Source organism: Nostoc sp. 106C (assembly GCF_002154725.1).
Lineage (GTDB): Bacteria > Cyanobacteriota > Cyanobacteriia > Cyanobacteriales > Nostocaceae > Aulosira.
Genome location: NZ_MTAW01000106.1, coordinates 1 through 16,458 on the forward strand (window position 1 = coordinate 1; position 16,458 = coordinate 16,458).

Genomic DNA, 16,458 nt, shown 5'->3' on the forward strand with positions numbered 1-16,458 from the left:
TATCTTCTCAAATTTTTGTCCTGCATAGCTTAGAGTTGCCTTGTCACCCTCTAAGGTTTTGAAGAAACGGTGACATATAATTTCTTCACCCTGATTAACTCAAAACTTACTCCTGACTCAAAATTTAGTACTCCGGACTCAGCACTGCCAATTGCGGGAGTAAAGCTGTAAAAGCCTTACCTCGATGGCTAATTGACCTCTTCATCTGTGGCGTCATCTCAGCAAAAGTCAATTGTTTCTCCGGGACGTAAAAAATTGGGTCGTAGCCAAAACCACCATGACCACGAGGTGCATGAAGAATTGTGCCCCGACAAATACCTTCGGATTGGAGGACAATCACACCATCAGGACTAGCGATCGCTACGACACAAACAAATTGGGCTTGTCGATTTACTTCGGGACCTAATTCGTTCAATACCCTAGCGATGCGTTCTGAGTCAGTTTTGCCGTAACGAGCAGAATACACCCCTGGTGCGCCATTTAAAGCATCTACTTGTAAGCCGGAATCATCTGCTATTGCCCAGTTTCCTGTGACTTGCGCGATTTGAGAGGCTTTAAGACAAGCGTTGGCGGCAAATGTCTCGCCTGTCTCTTCAATTTCTAATTCTTCAGGTTTCAGCGTTAATTCCCAGCCAGAATTAGCCAGGTAAGCTTGCATTTCTCGCAACTTGCCTGGATTTCCTGTAGCTACTACAAGTAGTTTAGTCATTGGTCATTGGTCATTTGTCATTGGTCATTTGTCAAGAGTCAAGAGTCAATGGTCAATAGTTTTTGGACTATAAACTCTTGACTTTGGACTTTCGACTATGATTTATTTTACTCTGCCCAATGTTTCGCCCACGCAAGAGTTTGATGTACTCGCTCGAGTGTAGCGGCTTCGCAGTAAAGGCGTAAAACAGGTTCAGTACCGCTAAAACGAATCATTAACCAGCTGTTATCAGCTAGGCGGAATTTGTAGCCGTCAATAGTTTGGCAATCGATGACAGCTTGTCCAGCAATTTCCGTTAAAGGTTGGGTTTGCAGTTGTTGTAAAAGACGCGCTCTCACTTCCATACTTGCTAGCGGCAGATCGATGCGATCGTATGCTGAATTGAAACCTGTTTGCTGCTGTAAGTACTGGTAATATTCACCTAAATCTCTTCCAGATTCCACAATAGCTTCTAGCACGTACAATGCCGATAGCAGTGCGTCTCGTTCAGGAATATGGCTACCATAGCCAATTCCTCCTGACTCTTCGCCTCCCAACAAGACCTCTGCTGCTAACATTCTGTCGGCAATATATTTGTAACCAACAGGTGTCTCAAAAACTGACAAGTGATGTAGTGCTGCGACAAGGGGAATTAAGTCAGAACCACTGACTGTTTTGACGATTTCACCGCTAAAGCCGCGCCTTAAGGTTAAATGGTCAATTAATATCGGAATTAAGACTTGCGAACTTAAAAAGTTGGCTTTTCCGTCTACGGCTGCAATGCGATCGCAGTCTCCATCAAAGACTAACCCAACCGTTAAATCAGTTTGATTTGTTTCTCGGTGAGTTTTTATGACTGTAAATAGCTGCGACAGATATTTAGGCAAGGGTTCCGGCGCCCCACCACCAAATAAAGGGTCGCGATCGCTGTTGATTTCTCGGACGCGATCGCCTAGTAGTCTTGCCAATCCACCAGCCGCCGCCCCATGCATGACATCAGCAAACACAGTCAGTTTGCCAGCGGTTATAGCATCTCGAATTTTAGCAATATCAACTTTACCTTCTAGGCCTGCTGTATAACTGGGCCAAGGGTCAAACTTCTCCAACTTGCCTGGTGTGGTTGCCTCTGGTAATCCTTCACCCAACAGCGCTTCTATTTCTTTGGTAACTTCAGGCGATACCGATCCACCAAAATATCCCTTGACTTTTAATCCTAAATATGGACCCGGATTATGGCTAGCGGTAATTACTAGTGCCCCCAAAGCATTGAGTTGTTTCGCCGCCCAGCTAAAAGCTGGGGTTGGTGCATAGCTTTCACTGAGTAGCACATCAAATCCAACAGCAGTGACAGCATCGGCCACAGCAAGGGCAAAGTCTTCCGCCATAAATCGGCGATCGTAACCGACAACGATTTTCCTGCTACCTACAATAGAAAAATAAGTATCATATAATACTTTTGCTGCGACTGCGGCAACCAAGGCTAGGCGTTCAAAGGTGAACTCATCACCAATAACACCTCGCCAGCCGTCTGTACCAAATTTGATGGAGTTCGCTACAACTGGCATGGAGGTATCCTAAATTTATACCTGAGGATTCTACCATTTATGCAGTATGCTGTGTAAAAAAATATAGCTAGACTAAGTACAATTGCTACTTAGCAGTTTTGAAATAAATGTAAGTGAATTTATTTTTTAGCTCAGCCAGGTACAAATACTACTTCATCGTACTCGCGTCTTTCTTTAAAACACAGCTTTATTTAAAGTATGTGAAAGATCGGATCTGAGAGCGAATTTATCAAAATCAAATAACGGAACTTATGACATATCCAAATATTAATAATCCTTAATAGAAAATACTATTAAGGATTGTATATAAGAACACAAGATGCTCAACACCCTGACTGTTCCTTAAAAATCATCGAGAAACTGACTAAGTCGGCTAATCACAGGGTCAACCTCTTGAGGAGGGGGAGGTGCAGAATAAGTCGTGGTATTGACTGTTTCTACTACTGATGTTGCTGGAGGTGGATACTGAATTACTGGCCGCTCAGCGACCATAATAGCCAAATGAGCCACTTGTTGAGTAAGTTGCAGTATCTGGTGTTCCATTGACTCCAAACGATGAGATTCCTTGGCAAAAAACCGTTCCTCAAGGTCAGCCAGTTGATTTTGCAGTTTACCGATTTGTTGTTCAACCGCTTCTGTTGATGCTGTTTGCGGACCAGGTTTCACTGATTCCGGTACACATAAAGACTGCCATAGAGCTTCTTTGCAGAGGTCGCTGAAAGTTTTATCGACTTGTTTCTCCAAATAGCTTTCTACAAGAGCCAACAAGCTTTCATCAGCAACCCCTGGATTGAACGTGACCGATTTCACTACTTTTTTTGACCATTGGAACATCAGTTTTAAGCCCTAGAAGAGCGAACGGCTGATAATTGTGCCTCTCCATAAATATACTGCCCCAAGGCGTTAGCTTGACGGGAAGGTGCAGCTAAATAAGCGTTAATTTTAGCCTCCTTCAGCAGACGTTGTACATCTTCCCAGAAGAATTGACCCCCCCCGCCGGTGATAATCACATCAGTCACACGCTCTGGTAACCACGCTAGTACACGACTACAAATTTCCCGAGAAAACATCTCTGTGAGATTGGGGAGAAAATCATCTAGATTTGTAGGCTTACTTGCACCTTTGGGACGATAAAATCTTTCGCCCTTAGGTTTGTTAACAGCGGAAATCAATGCCAGAGATTGGCTATCAGCTCCCTCGATTTCAGCGGCTACTAATTCATAAAACTTATTCATCCCGAAATCTTCACTCTTAGAAGCACCTCGAGCGAAGCGGAAGTTATCTACCATCAAAAGATCGATGGTTTGATGCCCAATATCAACGATAGCAACTGATATTTTTGTAAAATCGGGAACAGTTGCACCTTTTTGAGGTTGAGCTTCTGACCAGAGCAGACTACCGTAGCCTTCTGGCATTACCCAAACTTTGCTGACATTTAGTGTTACGGATTCGCCGCGGAAGTTTAAAACATGAGGCCCACTTACCAGGCTGATCAACTGCGCTTTTTCCTTTTCAAATTGCTCTAAAGAAAGGAAAGGCAGACCTAGTACGACCGAGATATCGTCTTTGAGCTTAAAATACCCGGCACTTGCCAACACTTTTACCAGTGCATCCTCTACCTTAGATTGACCTACTCCCAAATTAGCTCCAAAATCTGCTGCCAACTGACCGACAGCGTAGCCACTACCTTGATATTCCAGCCATAAATCCATTAAAGGATCGGTAGCGCGAGCCTCAAACACACCTCCACGTACCTGTTCTATTGACATTTGCTTTACGTTTGCAGGTACAAACACCACATTGTTTGGTTCGCGGCTGACACAAGTCTTGGTAGAAGTTCTGCCTAAATCAACGCTGAGAATAGCCTTACCAGAAAAGGTGCTTGGCTTGGGAGTAGTAGTAGCATTGATTGGGGTGGACGCTGACACCCTATTCATGGGTATAGCAGCGGCATTTATCGGGGTGGCGGCGGAAGGTTGGTCTGTCATAAAAGCTCCTAGTCCTAACTTAACTGTAAAAAGTTATCCTGCTCAATCTTACAAAAATGGGAATTACCAGAAATTTCAGGCTGCGTCAAGTGTAGCTAGAAATACGCAAAAAATTAAGTCAGGCGATCGCGAATCTAGCATTATTTGGGATAGTGTAGGCCAATATGAGGTATATTTAACACCTATTTTGACGCCAAAAGCCTGTGTATGTCATTTTCTAGGGCTTTTACGCTTGCGTTTGAACACCCAAATAGCAAATGCCAGAACCAGGCTCCCAAGCAAAATTTTTGATACAGGAGCAAGGTACTTATCCACAAGTTCATACTGACTACCCAACAAGTATCCTGAGTATGTTAGCAAACATACCCAAGCAGCGCTACCCAAAGTTGTATAAAATAGAAATGGTATCAAAGGCAGATTGCTGATGCCCGCAGGTACAGAAATTAAAGTACGGATTCCTGGGACAAGGCGACCAATGAGAACTGCCTTCCTACCTTTAACGCCAAACCAGCGTGTGGCTTTAGTTATATCTTTGCTAGATATAGCTAGCCATTTGCCGTATTTATCAGCCAAAGCTCTTAAGCGCTCTTCGCCCAAAAACTTGCCTGGATAATACCAGATGAGTGCGCCTACTACAGAACCCAAAAGTCCGGCGAAAAATACGCCAAAAATATTGAGTTTTGCTCCTCCTGGCTGATATGGACTTGCTGTAAATCCTGCCAGTGGCATGATCAATTCTGAAGGAATCGGGGGAAAGAGATTCTCCAGGAACATCAGTAGAGCAATTCCCCAGTAGTCAAACTTTGTAATGGTATGAGTTATCCATTCGAGCATTGAGTCATTCCTGAAATTGCTACACCAGTCTGGTTGCTAAATTCAGCCTTAGCTTTGTCAAAAGTTAATTATCTGTATTTGTTTGAGTCAAGATAACGTGATTGGACTCAAATTGGCAATTAATTCTATTGAGAAATGGAAGAAGACGAATTGACAAATTACAGGTAGGTACAAAAAACAAAAGTCAAAAGTGAAAACTACTTTTGACTTTTGTCTTCTTTATGCCCCCTGCTGGTCTAGACTGTTGGGGTTAATGATTGCACTCTCGATTCTGATTGCCAGTCTAATGGATTCCAAACCCGATCTTCTAGAGCCATCTGCTCAATTAAACTGGCTAATCTTAAAGCTTTCAGCGCTTGTTCACCACCAACTGAGGGTTGATTGCCACCGTGGACACAGTTGACAAAATGTTCTAACTCTGCACTCAGAGGTTGAATATTAGTGGTATAGACTTTCTCAATTACACCGTCTTGACGATAAAGTATTTGCCGATGATCGTTGAGAGAGTTGGCATTAGTTTGTCGGTGAATCAAAATCTCATTTTTGAGAAAATCTGCCTCAGTAAATGAATTTTTACAATGAGCTACAATGCGGCGGATTTTTCTATGGGTGACTTTGCTGGCAGTCAAAGTAGCTACAATCCCATTAGCAAATCCTAAGGTGGCAGTTACGTAATCTAAATAACCAGAGTCCAGTGCCCGACTGCCGCTTGCAGTCAACTTTACTACTGGGGAGGCAGCTAATTCCAGAAGTAGGTCAATGTCGTGGATCATTAAATCCAGCACAACAGAAACATCGTTTGCTCGGTCTGAATAAGGACTCATTCGATGAGCTTCTATCGCTAGCAATTCCTCAGTTTTCAGTACTTTGCTCAGTTCTCGGAATGCGGGATTGAAGCGCTCAATGTGACCTACTTGGAGAATACACTGAGATTCAGCTGCGGCATTGACTAGAGATTCTGCCTCAGAAATACTAGCGGCAATTGGCTTTTCAATTAAAACGTGAATTCCCGCCAACAGACAGTTGATGCCCACGGCGTAATGCAGGCGAGTAGGAACAGCAATGCAAACTGCTTCCACATGAGGTAGCAAATCACAATAGTCTTCAAAAAATTTGACCTTGTATTTGCTAGCGGTTTCTAATCCTCGCTCGACGTTAATATCTGAAACACCCACCAGTTCAACATCTTTCATTGAACTCAAGACTCGGGTGTGATGTTGTCCCATGTTACCCACCCCAATTACGCCTATGCGAATTGGTCGTGGTTGGTTGCGCTGTGTATATAGATTTGGTTCTGCCACTGATATGCTATCTTGCACTATTATTCTCTCCTCAACCACCAAATTTAGAGACGCTACGGTCGTTGGCCTTTATACTTAACTGCCAGTTACGATCCGTCTAAAACCATCCAGATGGTAACATAGAGGTTCTATTTATGAAGAATTTCAAAGTTTGTTATGGGTTCCCGTAATCTGAGTATCTTTTGTATAGTCAGTTCGCCATTGATTAATTTTTTACACTTTATCCAAAATCTAATATGTCTTTTTATTAACTTAAAAATCTAAGTAATACTTAAGAGTAAATTACCGAGTGGCAATTAGGTAATTAATCATCTAGATTAATATCTGAATTGATACAATTAGAAGTTAATAATTTTTTTGTTAGTAAAAATACAAAAAACTAAAAATGCCATACTGAGACTTTATTTGAATAAAGAGTGCAAGAATTTATTAATAATGACCCTCACTGATACACTTTAATAATTTTTACATAATTATTCGCAACACTTGCAAATTCTGCCGTGCAATTTTTAGAGCACATTAGTGTAGATGTTAACCTTTAGCTGTTTAAGGCGTAATCAGAACTGCGATCGCCAACAGGGGTAAAAAGGCTCTAGCAATAAAATTTAGCGATTAGAAATCCAAAATTTAAACCCGCGATGAAAGCTGTAATTCTGTTGTCTGGAGGATTAGACTCTTCCACAATTCTGTACCAAGCCAAAGCTGATGGCTATGAGTGTCACGCCCTTTCCTTTGATTACCGACAACGACATCGGCGAGAGTTAAAGTCTGCCTTGTTGGTGGCGCAAAAAGCTGGTGTGGTAAAACACCAAGTAGTGAATTTCGATTTACGACAATGGGGTGGTTCGGCACTTACAGACGATGGAATTGATTTACCGGAGGAGCGTTCTTTGGATGAGATGTCTCAAAACATTCCTGTAACCTATGTACCTGCCCGAAATACTATCTTTTTAAGTTTTGCCCTCGCTTACTCAGAAACAATAGCAGCCGAACGTGTCTATATCGGCGTTAATGCCTTGGATTATTCGGGTTATCCTGATTGTCGCCCAGACTATATCCAGGCGATGCAGGAAGTTTTTCGGTTAGGAACCAAGCAAGGACGAGAGGGAGAACCCATTACTATTGTTGCGCCCTTGATTAACCTGAAAAAAACCGAAATTATTCAGCTGGGTAATCAACTAGGTGTTCCTTGGGAACTTACTTGGTCTTGTTACGCTGGTGCTGATGTTGCCTGTGGTGCCTGTGATTCTTGTCGGCTAAGGCTAGCAGCTTTTGCAGAATTAGGATTAAACGATCCTGTACCTTATGCTCACTAGGGCGGGGTAGGGAAGCAAGGAAGCAGAGGAGAGAAGAAATAACTAATGATTCTTGACTCTTACCTATTGCCCTTCTGATTGCGTTTCCGTATCTGCTTGCAAGCGTCGTAGTTGCACTTGGTGCAATCTGGGTCCAATTACTGAAACGACAGTAAATTCCAGATTTTGAAAAAAGAAGGTTTCACCTTTGGCGGGAAGTTTCTGGAGATGGTAAAGCAGAAAGCCTCCTAATGTCTGATATTCCTTCGTCAAGGGCAAATTCAAATCCAAAACTTCGTTGAGGTCTTCTAAGTTGATTTGCGCTTGTACTAAAAATGTCTGCTCATCTAACATTTGGATCAGCAAGTCTTCAGCGCTATCAAGTACACCTGCGTCACCAATAATCTCGGCAATCACATCTTGGAGCGTCACTAATCCCACAATACCGCCAAATTCATTCACAACCATTACCATCGCTGGCTTTTCCTGCTGCATCATTGGTAATAGTTCACTCAAGGGCGTGTGTTCCGGGACAAAGCGCGCCGGACGCATCCAAGGTTGAATCAGCGATTCTAAAGTCAGCTTTCCTACAGCCAAAGGTTGTGCCAAATCTTTAAAGTAAACTATGCCGCGGATGTCGTCTAAAGATTCTCCAACAATGGGATAGCGGGAGTGACCAGTAGCAGCCATTTCCTTAAGAAATCTCTGAAAGGTAGCATCTTTAGGCAACGCTACAATGCTGGTGCGGGGAATCATCACTTCTTGTGCCATCACATCCCCGAATTCAAAGATGTTATTTAGCAGTTCTCGCTCTGAAACCTGTAAACCAGTTGATTCTCGTTCTGTAGAGATAATCAGCTGCAATTCTTCCGAAGTGACAGGTGGTCTCCAGCCTTGACCGGTGTATTCGATGCCGAACAGTCTTAACAGCCAACGATTTGATTGGTTAAGAATCCAGATGAAGGGGCTGAAAAAACGTACGATCGCTTTTACTGAAGGTCCCAAAAACCTTGCTAGCTGTTCTGAGTACAGCATTGCTACTGATTTAGGGCAAAGTTCTCCTAAAACGATTTGCAGATAAGCAACCAAAAAAAAGGCGATGGGAATGGATAGGGAATGAGCGATAAACAGACTCATTTGTTGAGGTAAAGGCCAGGATTTTAACCATGCATTCACCAGCATGACAATCGAGCTTTCACCAATCCATCCCAGTGCCAAACTAGAGAGCGTAATGCCTAACTGGGTGGTAGATAGCAGTCGGTCAATACTACGTTGCAACATTTCCACAGCGATCGCGGGAATGTCACCAGCTTGGACTAACTGATGGATACGCGATCGCCGCACTGTCACCATTGAGAACTCAGCTGTGACAAAAAAAGCATTGATGGCAATCAGTAGCAGCACTGATAACAATCGCAGCCCCACATCTGTCCAAATTAAGCTAGGTAAACCACTCACCGCTAAAGCTCGTGTACGACTTATGCACCCACTCTTGGATTTGCAATTTTGGATTCGGGAATTAGGAATGGTGGTTGCGATTTTTCCCCAGTCCCCAGTTCCCAACCACGCCAAGCATTTGCGTAGCTGGGTTTGTTAACGAGAGCAAACTGTCTGCGAGAGCCTTCGCAGTGCCGATGTTTAACGACAAGATGCACTCCGTTGCGAGTTCTGCTTCACAGAGGAAGCTGCTCAAATTACTGGCTTTTCCATCTCCAGTTCTAATCTAAAATCTCAAATCCCACATTTGACAATTGCCTTGCCTATTTTTCTACAGGAATATTCGACACTTCCAACTTCAGTTGTTGAGCAGGATAATCTGTCAGCGCCAGAGAAACCTTTTTGACATCATCAAGTAGAGCTGTAGGAATACTGACTGTACCAGAAAAAGTTGGGCCATTTGCTGGTAATTCCGCTGGTAACCCCTCTGTACTAGCACTGAGAGTTCGTCCTTTGTCATCGGTGACATCCAAAAAACTATAAAGGAAGCGTACAGAATCAGCGCCTTTATTCTGCATTTTCACTTTCAGTAGTAAATCTCCACCCGAATAGCGAGCAGATTGCACAGAAAAAGTTACTCCCTTATTCTCAGCGGTAACGGGAAATCCTTTTTGGGGTTTTTCCTCAGCTACTTCTGTAGGCTTTTCCTCAGGCTTTTGCTTACTACTGTTGGTATCCTCATCATCTTCCTCTAGCTTTTCGGATTTAGCGGCCTTGGTCTTACCCTCAATTCGTGCCTTGACAATTTTGAGGATTTCTTCTTCTCTTAATAGCGCTAAGTTTCCTTGTTGTGAGTTAGAGGACTTACTACTGGTAAATTTGCTCGTGGGACGGCCATCTGGTGTTGTTACGCCTTTGAGTGCTGAACTCCCTAAAGTGAATCCCCAAAACGCGCTGACAGACCCTGCTCCCAACATTAGGGTTAATAAAATTAACGTAAGAAGTACAGTGGAATTTAATTTCATCGCTCTTCAGCTATTGCAGAATAAGGCTAGTTTATTTAAACGTATTTAGGCTATTGACCGTGTCAATTTTAGATTTTAGATTGCTGGTTTTAGATTTTTTTGGTTTATGCTTCACTCAACCTTGTATGAAACAAATCCAAAATCCTCGCATTTACGCATCTTCAAGCCCCATCCGTTTATCGGTGGGGTCAATCCAAAATCCAAAATTTGTGAACCTCAATGCTTATAAGAACATAATCAATATTAGTCTGGACTATTTCATAATCAAATTATCTAGTAAAAAAATCTGGTAAACTATCTTCGAGGGTACACGAGCTAGTAAAATCAAGCTACAATTGAAATTCGACCAGGGTTGGCCGAGCGGTTGAGGCAGCGAACTCATAATTCGCCCAAGGCAGGTTCAACTCCTGCACCCTGGATTTACCAAGATTGTGTTGTGAGTGCTGAGTCATGAGTTACTAATAATTCTGATCTCGGTTGGGTGTAAACAATCTAGGAAAAGGGTTTAGGGACTGAGTAATAGAAACTAGAGTAGTTTATTCAATTCAGATAAAAACTGCTATGATTTCATGCCTAAGTTTTACCTGTGTTTTCACCGAAACTATATGAATGAGTGAGATTCTCACTCGATACTCAGTACTCAGCACTCAGCACTCAGCACTCTTACGTGGTGGTAAATTTTAAAAGCGGAACTCAGTGCCCACTTTCATCTGCTCAGCATTGACGCGGGGAGACATCAGTATAGATGTACCATAAGGATTAGGTAAATCTGGGGTGCGAAGATATGGATCGTTAGTAGCTTGCTGAGTCAGCATATCCCGATAAACACCATTGACCAACTCACCATCGCGGGCAATTTCATTTTCAGGGAAAGAATTTGAGAACGAGCCAGCACCAAGAAAAGTGTCTAGCTGACGTTTTAAACTGCGATTTTCATAGAAATTGGGATCATGTCGAAAAAAAGCACGCTCAATGGCATCATTTGGCATTTCATAATTTGGTTTTGCTGTTTGTGCATTACCAACCAACGGAAAAGCAACACTAGTAGCTAGCATTACCCAGAAAACACTCAGGGTTTTAAGGTTTATACCCATATTCATTACTCCTCAACTTTTGAGCGAATCTTAATTTATGCTTAAATTCAGAACTCTGATGAGTTCAACCTTTGGTGTAGCACAATTTTTAACGTCTTGTAATGACTTATTCTACTGAAACCCACAACTCATCAAATATTTGGGCAGCTACTGCTGATTTGTCCACCCTGCGTTACAAGTTACTAGATTTATTTTGTCAACTCGCTTATCAAGAGGGTGATTTTGTTCTTTCCTCTGGGTTACGTAGCTCTTATTACGTTAACAAGACACAGGTAACACTACATCCCCAAGGCGCTTTAGCTGTAGGACGGTTACTATTTCCCTTATTACCTGCTGATATCCAGGCGGTAGCTGGTTTAACGCTAGGTGCTGACCCAATTGTGACCGCAGTAAGTGTGGTTTCTGTTTATGAAAACCGACCGATTCCAGCGCTAATTATTCGCAAAGAAGCCAAAGGTTATGGAACGAGGGCTTATATTGAAGGGCCCAGCTTGAGTGAAGGTGCAAAAGTTGTAGTTTTAGAAGATGTAGTCACGACCGGGCAATCTGCCCTCAAAGCAGTTAATCGTCTACAAGAGGCAGGTTATACCGTAGATCAAGTAATTGCACTAGTAGACCGCCTGCAAGGAGGCGCAGAGTTATATCAATCTGCTGGATTAAAGTTTGAAGCGTTGTTTTCGATTGAGGACATTCAAAAGCGGTATCGGGAATTAAAAAAATAGTTAGGTAATGAAGGATGCGTACACCTTCGGTGAACGGTGTATGCATTCCTGATTATTTCACCTGCGAATATATAACTAAGCCGTGTGAATTGTAATTCGCTGTTCTCGGCAAGTCCGCTCATAAATACTATCTAATTCTACTGGTAAGCAGATTTCACCATGCAGCCACAATGGCAAAGTTGGTAGCATACAGCCTACAGTCAGTTTTTCTTGCCAAATATTTAGTTTATACTGCCCATTTTGCTGGATGGGTCGATAAGCAGTAGCATAAAGTTCAGCGTTAAACAGCAATGCATTGGTTTCTGCGACACGAGTTAATAATTCATTGTGGAGGCTTGTCTTACGTTCAGTTACAACGTCAACAATCACCAAACCAATACCCTGTCGTAAATAGGTTTCACATTTAGAAACAAAAGCATTGCGATGAGTAGAACGGTCTTTATTTGCAGGACTTACTAATTCTATTGCCCCGGCTAAAATGGGGCCAGCCTCAGTATTAAAAATATTTATTTCTACTGTTTCATCTGTAGGTAGAAAAGTTATTGTTTGGGCAGGTGGTGGAGGCATCCAAATACTATTAGCATTTTTTGATTCTTGCCATGACTCTTCAAAAGCTGCTATATCAATTTCAATGCCAAATTGTACATTTGGTTCAGCAAAGTAGCCATCAGGCAATTTAGAGTTTAAATCAGATGCAATATAAGTCGCCCAGGCGTTATGAAATGCGTGCCAATGACGGCGAACTGAGAGTGGTGGACGAAAATGGTCTTGCAGCATCATGGTTTCTACATTAGCAGTGTGATCGCACTACTCGCAGTTTTAACTAAGTGCGAACTTTCACAAAATTTACTCAACATTAATAAACTCGTATTAATTACAAGTAATTGTATAGTTTTTTGAAAATTTTACAAATTTCTTTCCGTGGCTTAACCGAAAAGTAATTGTCTATTTCAGTAGAAGCACAAATGTAGTTTTAAAAATAATTTTGTTATCTTTCAGGGTAGCTCAGTAAATCCGATTCAAAACGGGGATAATAAAATTTTAGATGATGTAAAAGCTTTAGGTACTATTGCAGCTACTGCTGGAGCTGCTGGTACAGGTTCATTAGCAGTAGCGACTATCACTTCCTCTGCACCAGGTATTTTAGGTGTCTTAGGATTTACAACTACAACAGTTGTGATACTCCCCGTAGCAGGTGTTGTTGCAGCAGCAGGCTTAGTCGGTTATGGGATATACAAAGATGTACAAGCTGCTCAATCACATAAATAAAATTTTTAGTATAATTTAAAGCTATTACTGTCTTGCGAGTGGTATTCTGTCCACCCTTTACTTTTTAATATCTTGTAAGAGGTTGAAGTTACGAGAATCGACATCATTAATTGGATATTGTATAAACAGGGAATGATTTTATCTATTTTCCTTTGCGCGAAACTCAATTCATATTTTTGTTTTGCAACGCTGTTTTTAAAGATGCATATAATTAGCCCACTTTCGTCTTGGTATTTCCAAAGAGTAGGTGGGCTTTGTATTTAAGGCAGTGGCTTCTAGTTTGAGAGCTATCTCATTAACTTTGCGTTACAACATCTTTATCTTTTGCCAAGAACTTCTCTAGTTCCGTCAGTGCATCAGCGTCAACTTTAGTTTGCATTGGGCAGAACTTAGGCCCACACATCGAACAAAACTCAGCAGTTTTATAAATATCTGCCGGCAGTGTTTCGTCGTGGTATTCTTTAGCTCTTTCCGGGTCTAATGATAATTCAAACTGACGGTTCCAATCAAAGTTATAACGGGCTTTGGAGAGTTCATCATCTCTATCCCTAGCACCTTGGCGATGTCTAGCGATATCAGCTGCGTGTGCTGCTATTTTGTAAGCTATTAATCCATTGCGTACATCTTCCGCATTAGGCAATCCTAAGTGTTCTTTGGGCGTTACATAGCACAGCATTGCTGTACCATACCAACCAGCCATTGCCGCGCCAATAGCTGAGGTAATGTGGTCATAACCAGGAGCAATATCGGTAACCAATGGACCAAGTACGTAGAAAGGTGCTTCCGAACACTCTTCCATCTGTTTACGGACGTTAAACTCAATTTGATCCATTGGTACGTGTCCAGGGCCTTCTACCATCACCTGTACGTTATCTTCCCAGGCTCTACGAGTTAGCTGTCCGAGAGTTTTCAATTCCGCTAATTGTGCAGCATCTGAGGCATCATGGGTACAGCCAGGACGCAGGGAATCTCCTAAGCTGAAGGAGACATCGTACTTTTTGAAAATTTCAATGATGTCCCGGAAATGGGTGTATAGAGGATTTTGCTTGTGGTGATGTAACATCCACCTAGCCAAAATCCCACCACCACGAGAGACAATACCGGTGATGCGGCTTCTAACCAAGGGCAAATGCTCTAGTAAAATCCCCGCATGGATAGTTTGATAGTCTACCCCTTGCTGGGCGTGTTTTTCGATGACATGAAGAAAGTCCTCAGGGGTGAGTTTTTCAATCGTGCCGTGAACACTTTCTAAAGCCTGGTAAACTGGCACTGTACCAATAGGAACAGGCGAGGCGTTGATAATAGCGGTACGAATTTCATCTAAATTACCGCCGCCTGTGGACAAGTCCATCACAGTATCAGCACCATACTTTACTGCTAGTTTCAGCTTATCCACTTCTTCTTGGAGATTAGAAGAGTTGGGTGAAGCACCGATATTAGCATTTACCTTGCATTTAGAGGCAATGCCAATGGCCATTGGCTCTAAGTTGGTGTGATTAATGTTAGCAGGGATAATCATCCGTCCCCGCGCTACTTCCTCACGAATGAGATCTGCGGGGAGATTTTCCCGCTGGGCGACGTAGTGCATTTCTTCAGTGATGACACCCTGACGCGCGTAGTGCATTTGAGTTACATTGCTCTGCCCACGCCGCTTGGCAACCCATTCTGTCCGCATATTGAATTCCTCGATAAACAGCTTCCCTCCGCTGGTATTACCCAGACTCAGGTGTTAAGGGTGTGATCTCAGCCTAGTTATTCAGGCACCCCTAGCATGGATGTAGATTGTACCACCTTGCTTGTGGCTGGGAGCAAGGGGGTTAACAAATCCTGAGGTGAGTGGGGTTGTCGGTAACAGCCGTTTTTTCAGAGTCTTGTAACTTATCCATCGACTGAAGACGGGAGAATTTCGTATTAGTTGTCAGCAGACGGTGATCAGTGGCAAAAATAACATTTAGAAAACTATCTCGATCACCCGATTTAGTTTTTATTTTAGTGGAAATATTTGACTGCTCGCGATCCTCATCTTTTCCTCATTTTTAATTGCTAGAAAAAATACAGGTATACATTGAACCTACACAATATGCCCCGACTATCGGGTCGGGGTTTTTTCTAATTGGTAGGAGATGCGATCGCACTTGTTCCACTCCTCAAATAAAAGCTGCTAACCACTAGATAGTAGAGGGCGATCGCCTTTTTGAAACCTGACTCATACTTGTTGTAAAGCCGTAGGGGCAGGGTTCTTAGCATCATAGACTGTAGGGTAGGCAAAGAGGATAAGCGGGAAATAACTAATGAATCTTCTCCCTTGACTATTGTCTATTACCTTTTAACCCTTGACCTTTGATCTTGACCAATGACTGCCAACTATAGATATATTATTTTTCACAAACCTTATGGGGTTCTCAGCCAGTTTACGCAGGAAACGTCCAAACACCGTACCCTGAAGGACTATATTCCGGTTGCTGAGGTCTATCCTGTAGGTCGTTTAGATTGGGATAGTGAAGGGTTACTACTGTTGACGAACAATGGACAACTGCAACATCGTCTTGCCAATCCTCGATTTGGGCATGAACGTACTTACTGGGTGCAGGTAGAACGAATTCCGGATGCAGATGCTATAAATAAGTTGCAAACAGGTGTAAAGATTCAAGATTACCGTACTCGTCCAGCAAAAGTCGGTCTCTTACCAGAAGAACCACCAGTAGGCGATCGCAATCCACCTATTAGATTTCGGAAAAATGTGCCTACTGCTTGGTTAGAAATTACTTTAACCGAAGGCAAAAACCGCCAGGTGCGACGGATGACGGCGGCTGTAGGATTTCCGACTCTGCGATTGATCAGGGTAAGTATCGCCCACTTACAATTACATGGTCTACAGCCAGGTGAGTGGCGTGACCTTACTTCCGCTGAACTAGAAATTTTTCAGGGTTAATTCACTAAGGTCATAGCGCCTTAACCAAAAACATCATTAATATATACCCGATGAATTACTTATTTAATAAGTAAAATTGCTTATTCTTTTCTAAAAGATTACTTAGCAAGATTCTGCTGCTTTTAATTAATTGCATCCTGCATATAACAGATTAGTTTTTATTCTTAAATAAAAAATCATAATAATGTATTTTGCTAAACAGATTGTTCCACTAATTTGAACTAAAAATTCACAAATGACAAAACAGGTATTTTCTTTGTTACATAAGTTTTTATTTGCACCTTTGACAAAAATCAATTTAAAAGCAG

Annotated in this window: 15 protein-coding genes, 1 tRNA gene and 1 riboswitch; of the genes, 4 read left to right on the forward strand and 12 right to left on the reverse strand. The window is 42.3% G+C overall.

The features are described from left to right. Positions 1 to 124 precede the first annotated feature (124 nt). The 6 genes from rdgB to BV375_RS14385 all read right to left on the reverse strand — a co-directional run bounded on the left by rdgB (position 125) and on the right by BV375_RS14385 (position 6,394). Complete coding sequence (rdgB, locus tag BV375_RS14360) at positions 125 to 709, reverse strand: RdgB/HAM1 family non-canonical purine NTP pyrophosphatase (RefSeq protein ID WP_086761553.1); 585 nt, start codon at positions 707 to 709, stop codon at positions 125 to 127. A gap of 107 nt (positions 710 to 816) precedes the next feature. Continuing rightward, entirely contained in the window at positions 817 to 2,253 is a 1,437-nt protein-coding gene (locus BV375_RS14365) for a phosphoglucomutase/phosphomannomutase family protein (RefSeq protein WP_086761555.1), read from the reverse strand. A gap of 342 nt (positions 2,254 to 2,595) precedes the next feature. Further along, positions 2,596 to 3,087, reverse strand: coding sequence for a plasmid segregation centromere-binding protein ParR (locus BV375_RS14370; RefSeq protein WP_086761557.1), 492 nt, complete (start codon positions 3,085 to 3,087; stop codon positions 2,596 to 2,598). Between the two features lie 5 nt (positions 3,088 to 3,092). Next, positions 3,093 to 4,241, reverse strand: coding sequence for a ParM/StbA family protein (locus BV375_RS14375; RefSeq protein ID WP_086686890.1), 1,149 nt, complete (start codon positions 4,239 to 4,241; stop codon positions 3,093 to 3,095). Between the two features lie 210 nt (positions 4,242 to 4,451). Then, positions 4,452 to 5,075, reverse strand: coding sequence for a DedA family protein (locus tag BV375_RS14380; RefSeq protein WP_086761559.1), 624 nt, complete (start codon positions 5,073 to 5,075; stop codon positions 4,452 to 4,454). A gap of 236 nt (positions 5,076 to 5,311) precedes the next feature. Then, positions 5,312 to 6,394, reverse strand: a complete 1,083-nt coding sequence (locus BV375_RS14385; protein ID WP_086761561.1) for a Gfo/Idh/MocA family oxidoreductase — start codon at positions 6,392 to 6,394, stop codon at positions 5,312 to 5,314. Between the two features lie 620 nt (positions 6,395 to 7,014). Between BV375_RS14385 and queC the strand changes: the two genes are divergently transcribed. Further along, positions 7,015 to 7,692, forward strand: coding sequence for a 7-cyano-7-deazaguanine synthase QueC (gene queC / locus BV375_RS14390; RefSeq protein ID WP_086761563.1), 678 nt, complete (start codon positions 7,015 to 7,017; stop codon positions 7,690 to 7,692). 63 nt (positions 7,693 to 7,755) lie between these two features. Here queC and BV375_RS14395 read toward each other — a convergent pair whose 3' ends face one another. Together BV375_RS14395 and BV375_RS14400 are read right to left on the reverse strand one after the other, a co-directional pair. Then, positions 7,756 to 9,129: a hemolysin family protein gene (locus BV375_RS14395; protein ID WP_208099122.1), complete on the reverse strand. Its 1,374-nt coding sequence runs from the start codon at positions 9,127 to 9,129 to the stop codon at positions 7,756 to 7,758. A 302-nt stretch (positions 9,130 to 9,431) separates the two neighbouring features. Next, positions 9,432 to 10,133 (reverse strand): hypothetical protein, encoded by a 702-nt coding sequence (locus BV375_RS14400; protein ID WP_086761565.1) that lies wholly within the window; start codon positions 10,131 to 10,133, stop codon positions 9,432 to 9,434. A gap of 346 nt (positions 10,134 to 10,479) precedes the next feature. Here BV375_RS14400 and BV375_RS14405 point away from each other — a divergent pair. Next, a tRNA-Ile gene (locus BV375_RS14405) sits at positions 10,480 to 10,552 on the forward strand. Between the two features lie 261 nt (positions 10,553 to 10,813). Here the strand turns inward: BV375_RS14405 and BV375_RS14410 are convergent. Next, positions 10,814 to 11,227 carry a hypothetical protein gene (locus tag BV375_RS14410; RefSeq protein WP_086761567.1) on the reverse strand — a complete coding sequence of 138 codons (414 nt, stop codon included), beginning with the start codon at positions 11,225 to 11,227 and terminating at the stop codon, positions 10,814 to 10,816. 101 nt (positions 11,228 to 11,328) lie between these two features. Here BV375_RS14410 and pyrE point away from each other — a divergent pair, with 101 nt between their 5' ends. After that, a complete protein-coding gene (gene pyrE, locus BV375_RS14415) occupies positions 11,329 to 11,949 on the forward strand; it encodes an orotate phosphoribosyltransferase (protein ID WP_086761570.1) in 621 nt (206 codons plus the stop codon). A gap of 75 nt (positions 11,950 to 12,024) precedes the next feature. Here pyrE and BV375_RS14420 read toward each other — a convergent pair whose 3' ends face one another. The 3 genes from BV375_RS14420 to BV375_RS36870 form a co-directional block, all read right to left on the reverse strand. Then, a complete protein-coding gene (locus BV375_RS14420) occupies positions 12,025 to 12,729 on the reverse strand; it encodes a DUF4058 family protein (RefSeq protein ID WP_086761572.1) in 705 nt (234 codons plus the stop codon). 784 nt (positions 12,730 to 13,513) lie between these two features. Beyond that, positions 13,514 to 14,893, reverse strand: a complete 1,380-nt coding sequence (gene thiC, locus BV375_RS14430; RefSeq protein ID WP_086761576.1) for a phosphomethylpyrimidine synthase — start codon at positions 14,891 to 14,893, stop codon at positions 13,514 to 13,516. A 6-nt stretch (positions 14,894 to 14,899) separates the two neighbouring features. After that, positions 14,900 to 14,996, reverse strand: a riboswitch (TPP riboswitch). 331 nt (positions 14,997 to 15,327) lie between these two features. Then, positions 15,328 to 15,468 (reverse strand): hypothetical protein, encoded by a 141-nt coding sequence (locus tag BV375_RS36870; protein WP_166507449.1) that lies wholly within the window; start codon positions 15,466 to 15,468, stop codon positions 15,328 to 15,330. A 103-nt stretch (positions 15,469 to 15,571) separates the two neighbouring features. On the opposite strand from BV375_RS36870, the gene BV375_RS14435 reads away from it, so the two are divergent. Next, positions 15,572 to 16,150, forward strand: coding sequence for an rRNA large subunit pseudouridine synthase E (locus BV375_RS14435; RefSeq protein ID WP_086761578.1), 579 nt, complete (start codon positions 15,572 to 15,574; stop codon positions 16,148 to 16,150). The last annotated feature ends 308 nt before the right edge of the window (positions 16,151 to 16,458 follow it).

Excerpts from the sequence above, each read along its gene's own strand:
- BV375_RS14365 (WP_086761555.1), bottom strand. The coding sequence starts at position 2,253 with ATGCCAGTTGTAGCGAACTCCATCAAATTTGGTACAGACGGCTGGCGA.
- rdgB (WP_086761553.1), bottom strand. The coding sequence starts at position 709 with ATGACTAAACTACTTGTAGTAGCTACAGGAAATCCAGGCAAGTTGCGA.
- BV375_RS14400 (WP_086761565.1), bottom strand. The coding sequence starts at position 10,133 with ATGAAATTAAATTCCACTGTACTTCTTACGTTAATTTTATTAACCCTA.
- queC (WP_086761563.1), top strand. The coding sequence starts at position 7,015 with ATGAAAGCTGTAATTCTGTTGTCTGGAGGATTAGACTCTTCCACAATT.
- BV375_RS14420 (WP_086761572.1), bottom strand. The coding sequence starts at position 12,729 with ATGATGCTGCAAGACCATTTTCGTCCACCACTCTCAGTTCGCCGTCAT.
- BV375_RS36870 (WP_166507449.1), bottom strand. The coding sequence starts at position 15,468 with ATGATGCTAAGAACCCTGCCCCTACGGCTTTACAACAAGTATGAGTCA.
- BV375_RS14410 (WP_086761567.1), bottom strand. The coding sequence starts at position 11,227 with ATGGGTATAAACCTTAAAACCCTGAGTGTTTTCTGGGTAATGCTAGCT.
- BV375_RS14370 (WP_086761557.1), bottom strand. The coding sequence starts at position 3,087 with ATGTTCCAATGGTCAAAAAAAGTAGTGAAATCGGTCACGTTCAATCCA.
- BV375_RS14380 (WP_086761559.1), bottom strand. The coding sequence starts at position 5,075 with ATGCTCGAATGGATAACTCATACCATTACAAAGTTTGACTACTGGGGA.
- thiC (WP_086761576.1), bottom strand. The coding sequence starts at position 14,893 with ATGCGGACAGAATGGGTTGCCAAGCGGCGTGGGCAGAGCAATGTAACT.
- BV375_RS14375 (WP_086686890.1), bottom strand. The coding sequence starts at position 4,241 with ATGACAGACCAACCTTCCGCCGCCACCCCGATAAATGCCGCTGCTATA.
- BV375_RS14435 (WP_086761578.1), top strand. The coding sequence starts at position 15,572 with ATGACTGCCAACTATAGATATATTATTTTTCACAAACCTTATGGGGTT.
- pyrE (WP_086761570.1), top strand. The coding sequence starts at position 11,329 with ATGACTTATTCTACTGAAACCCACAACTCATCAAATATTTGGGCAGCT.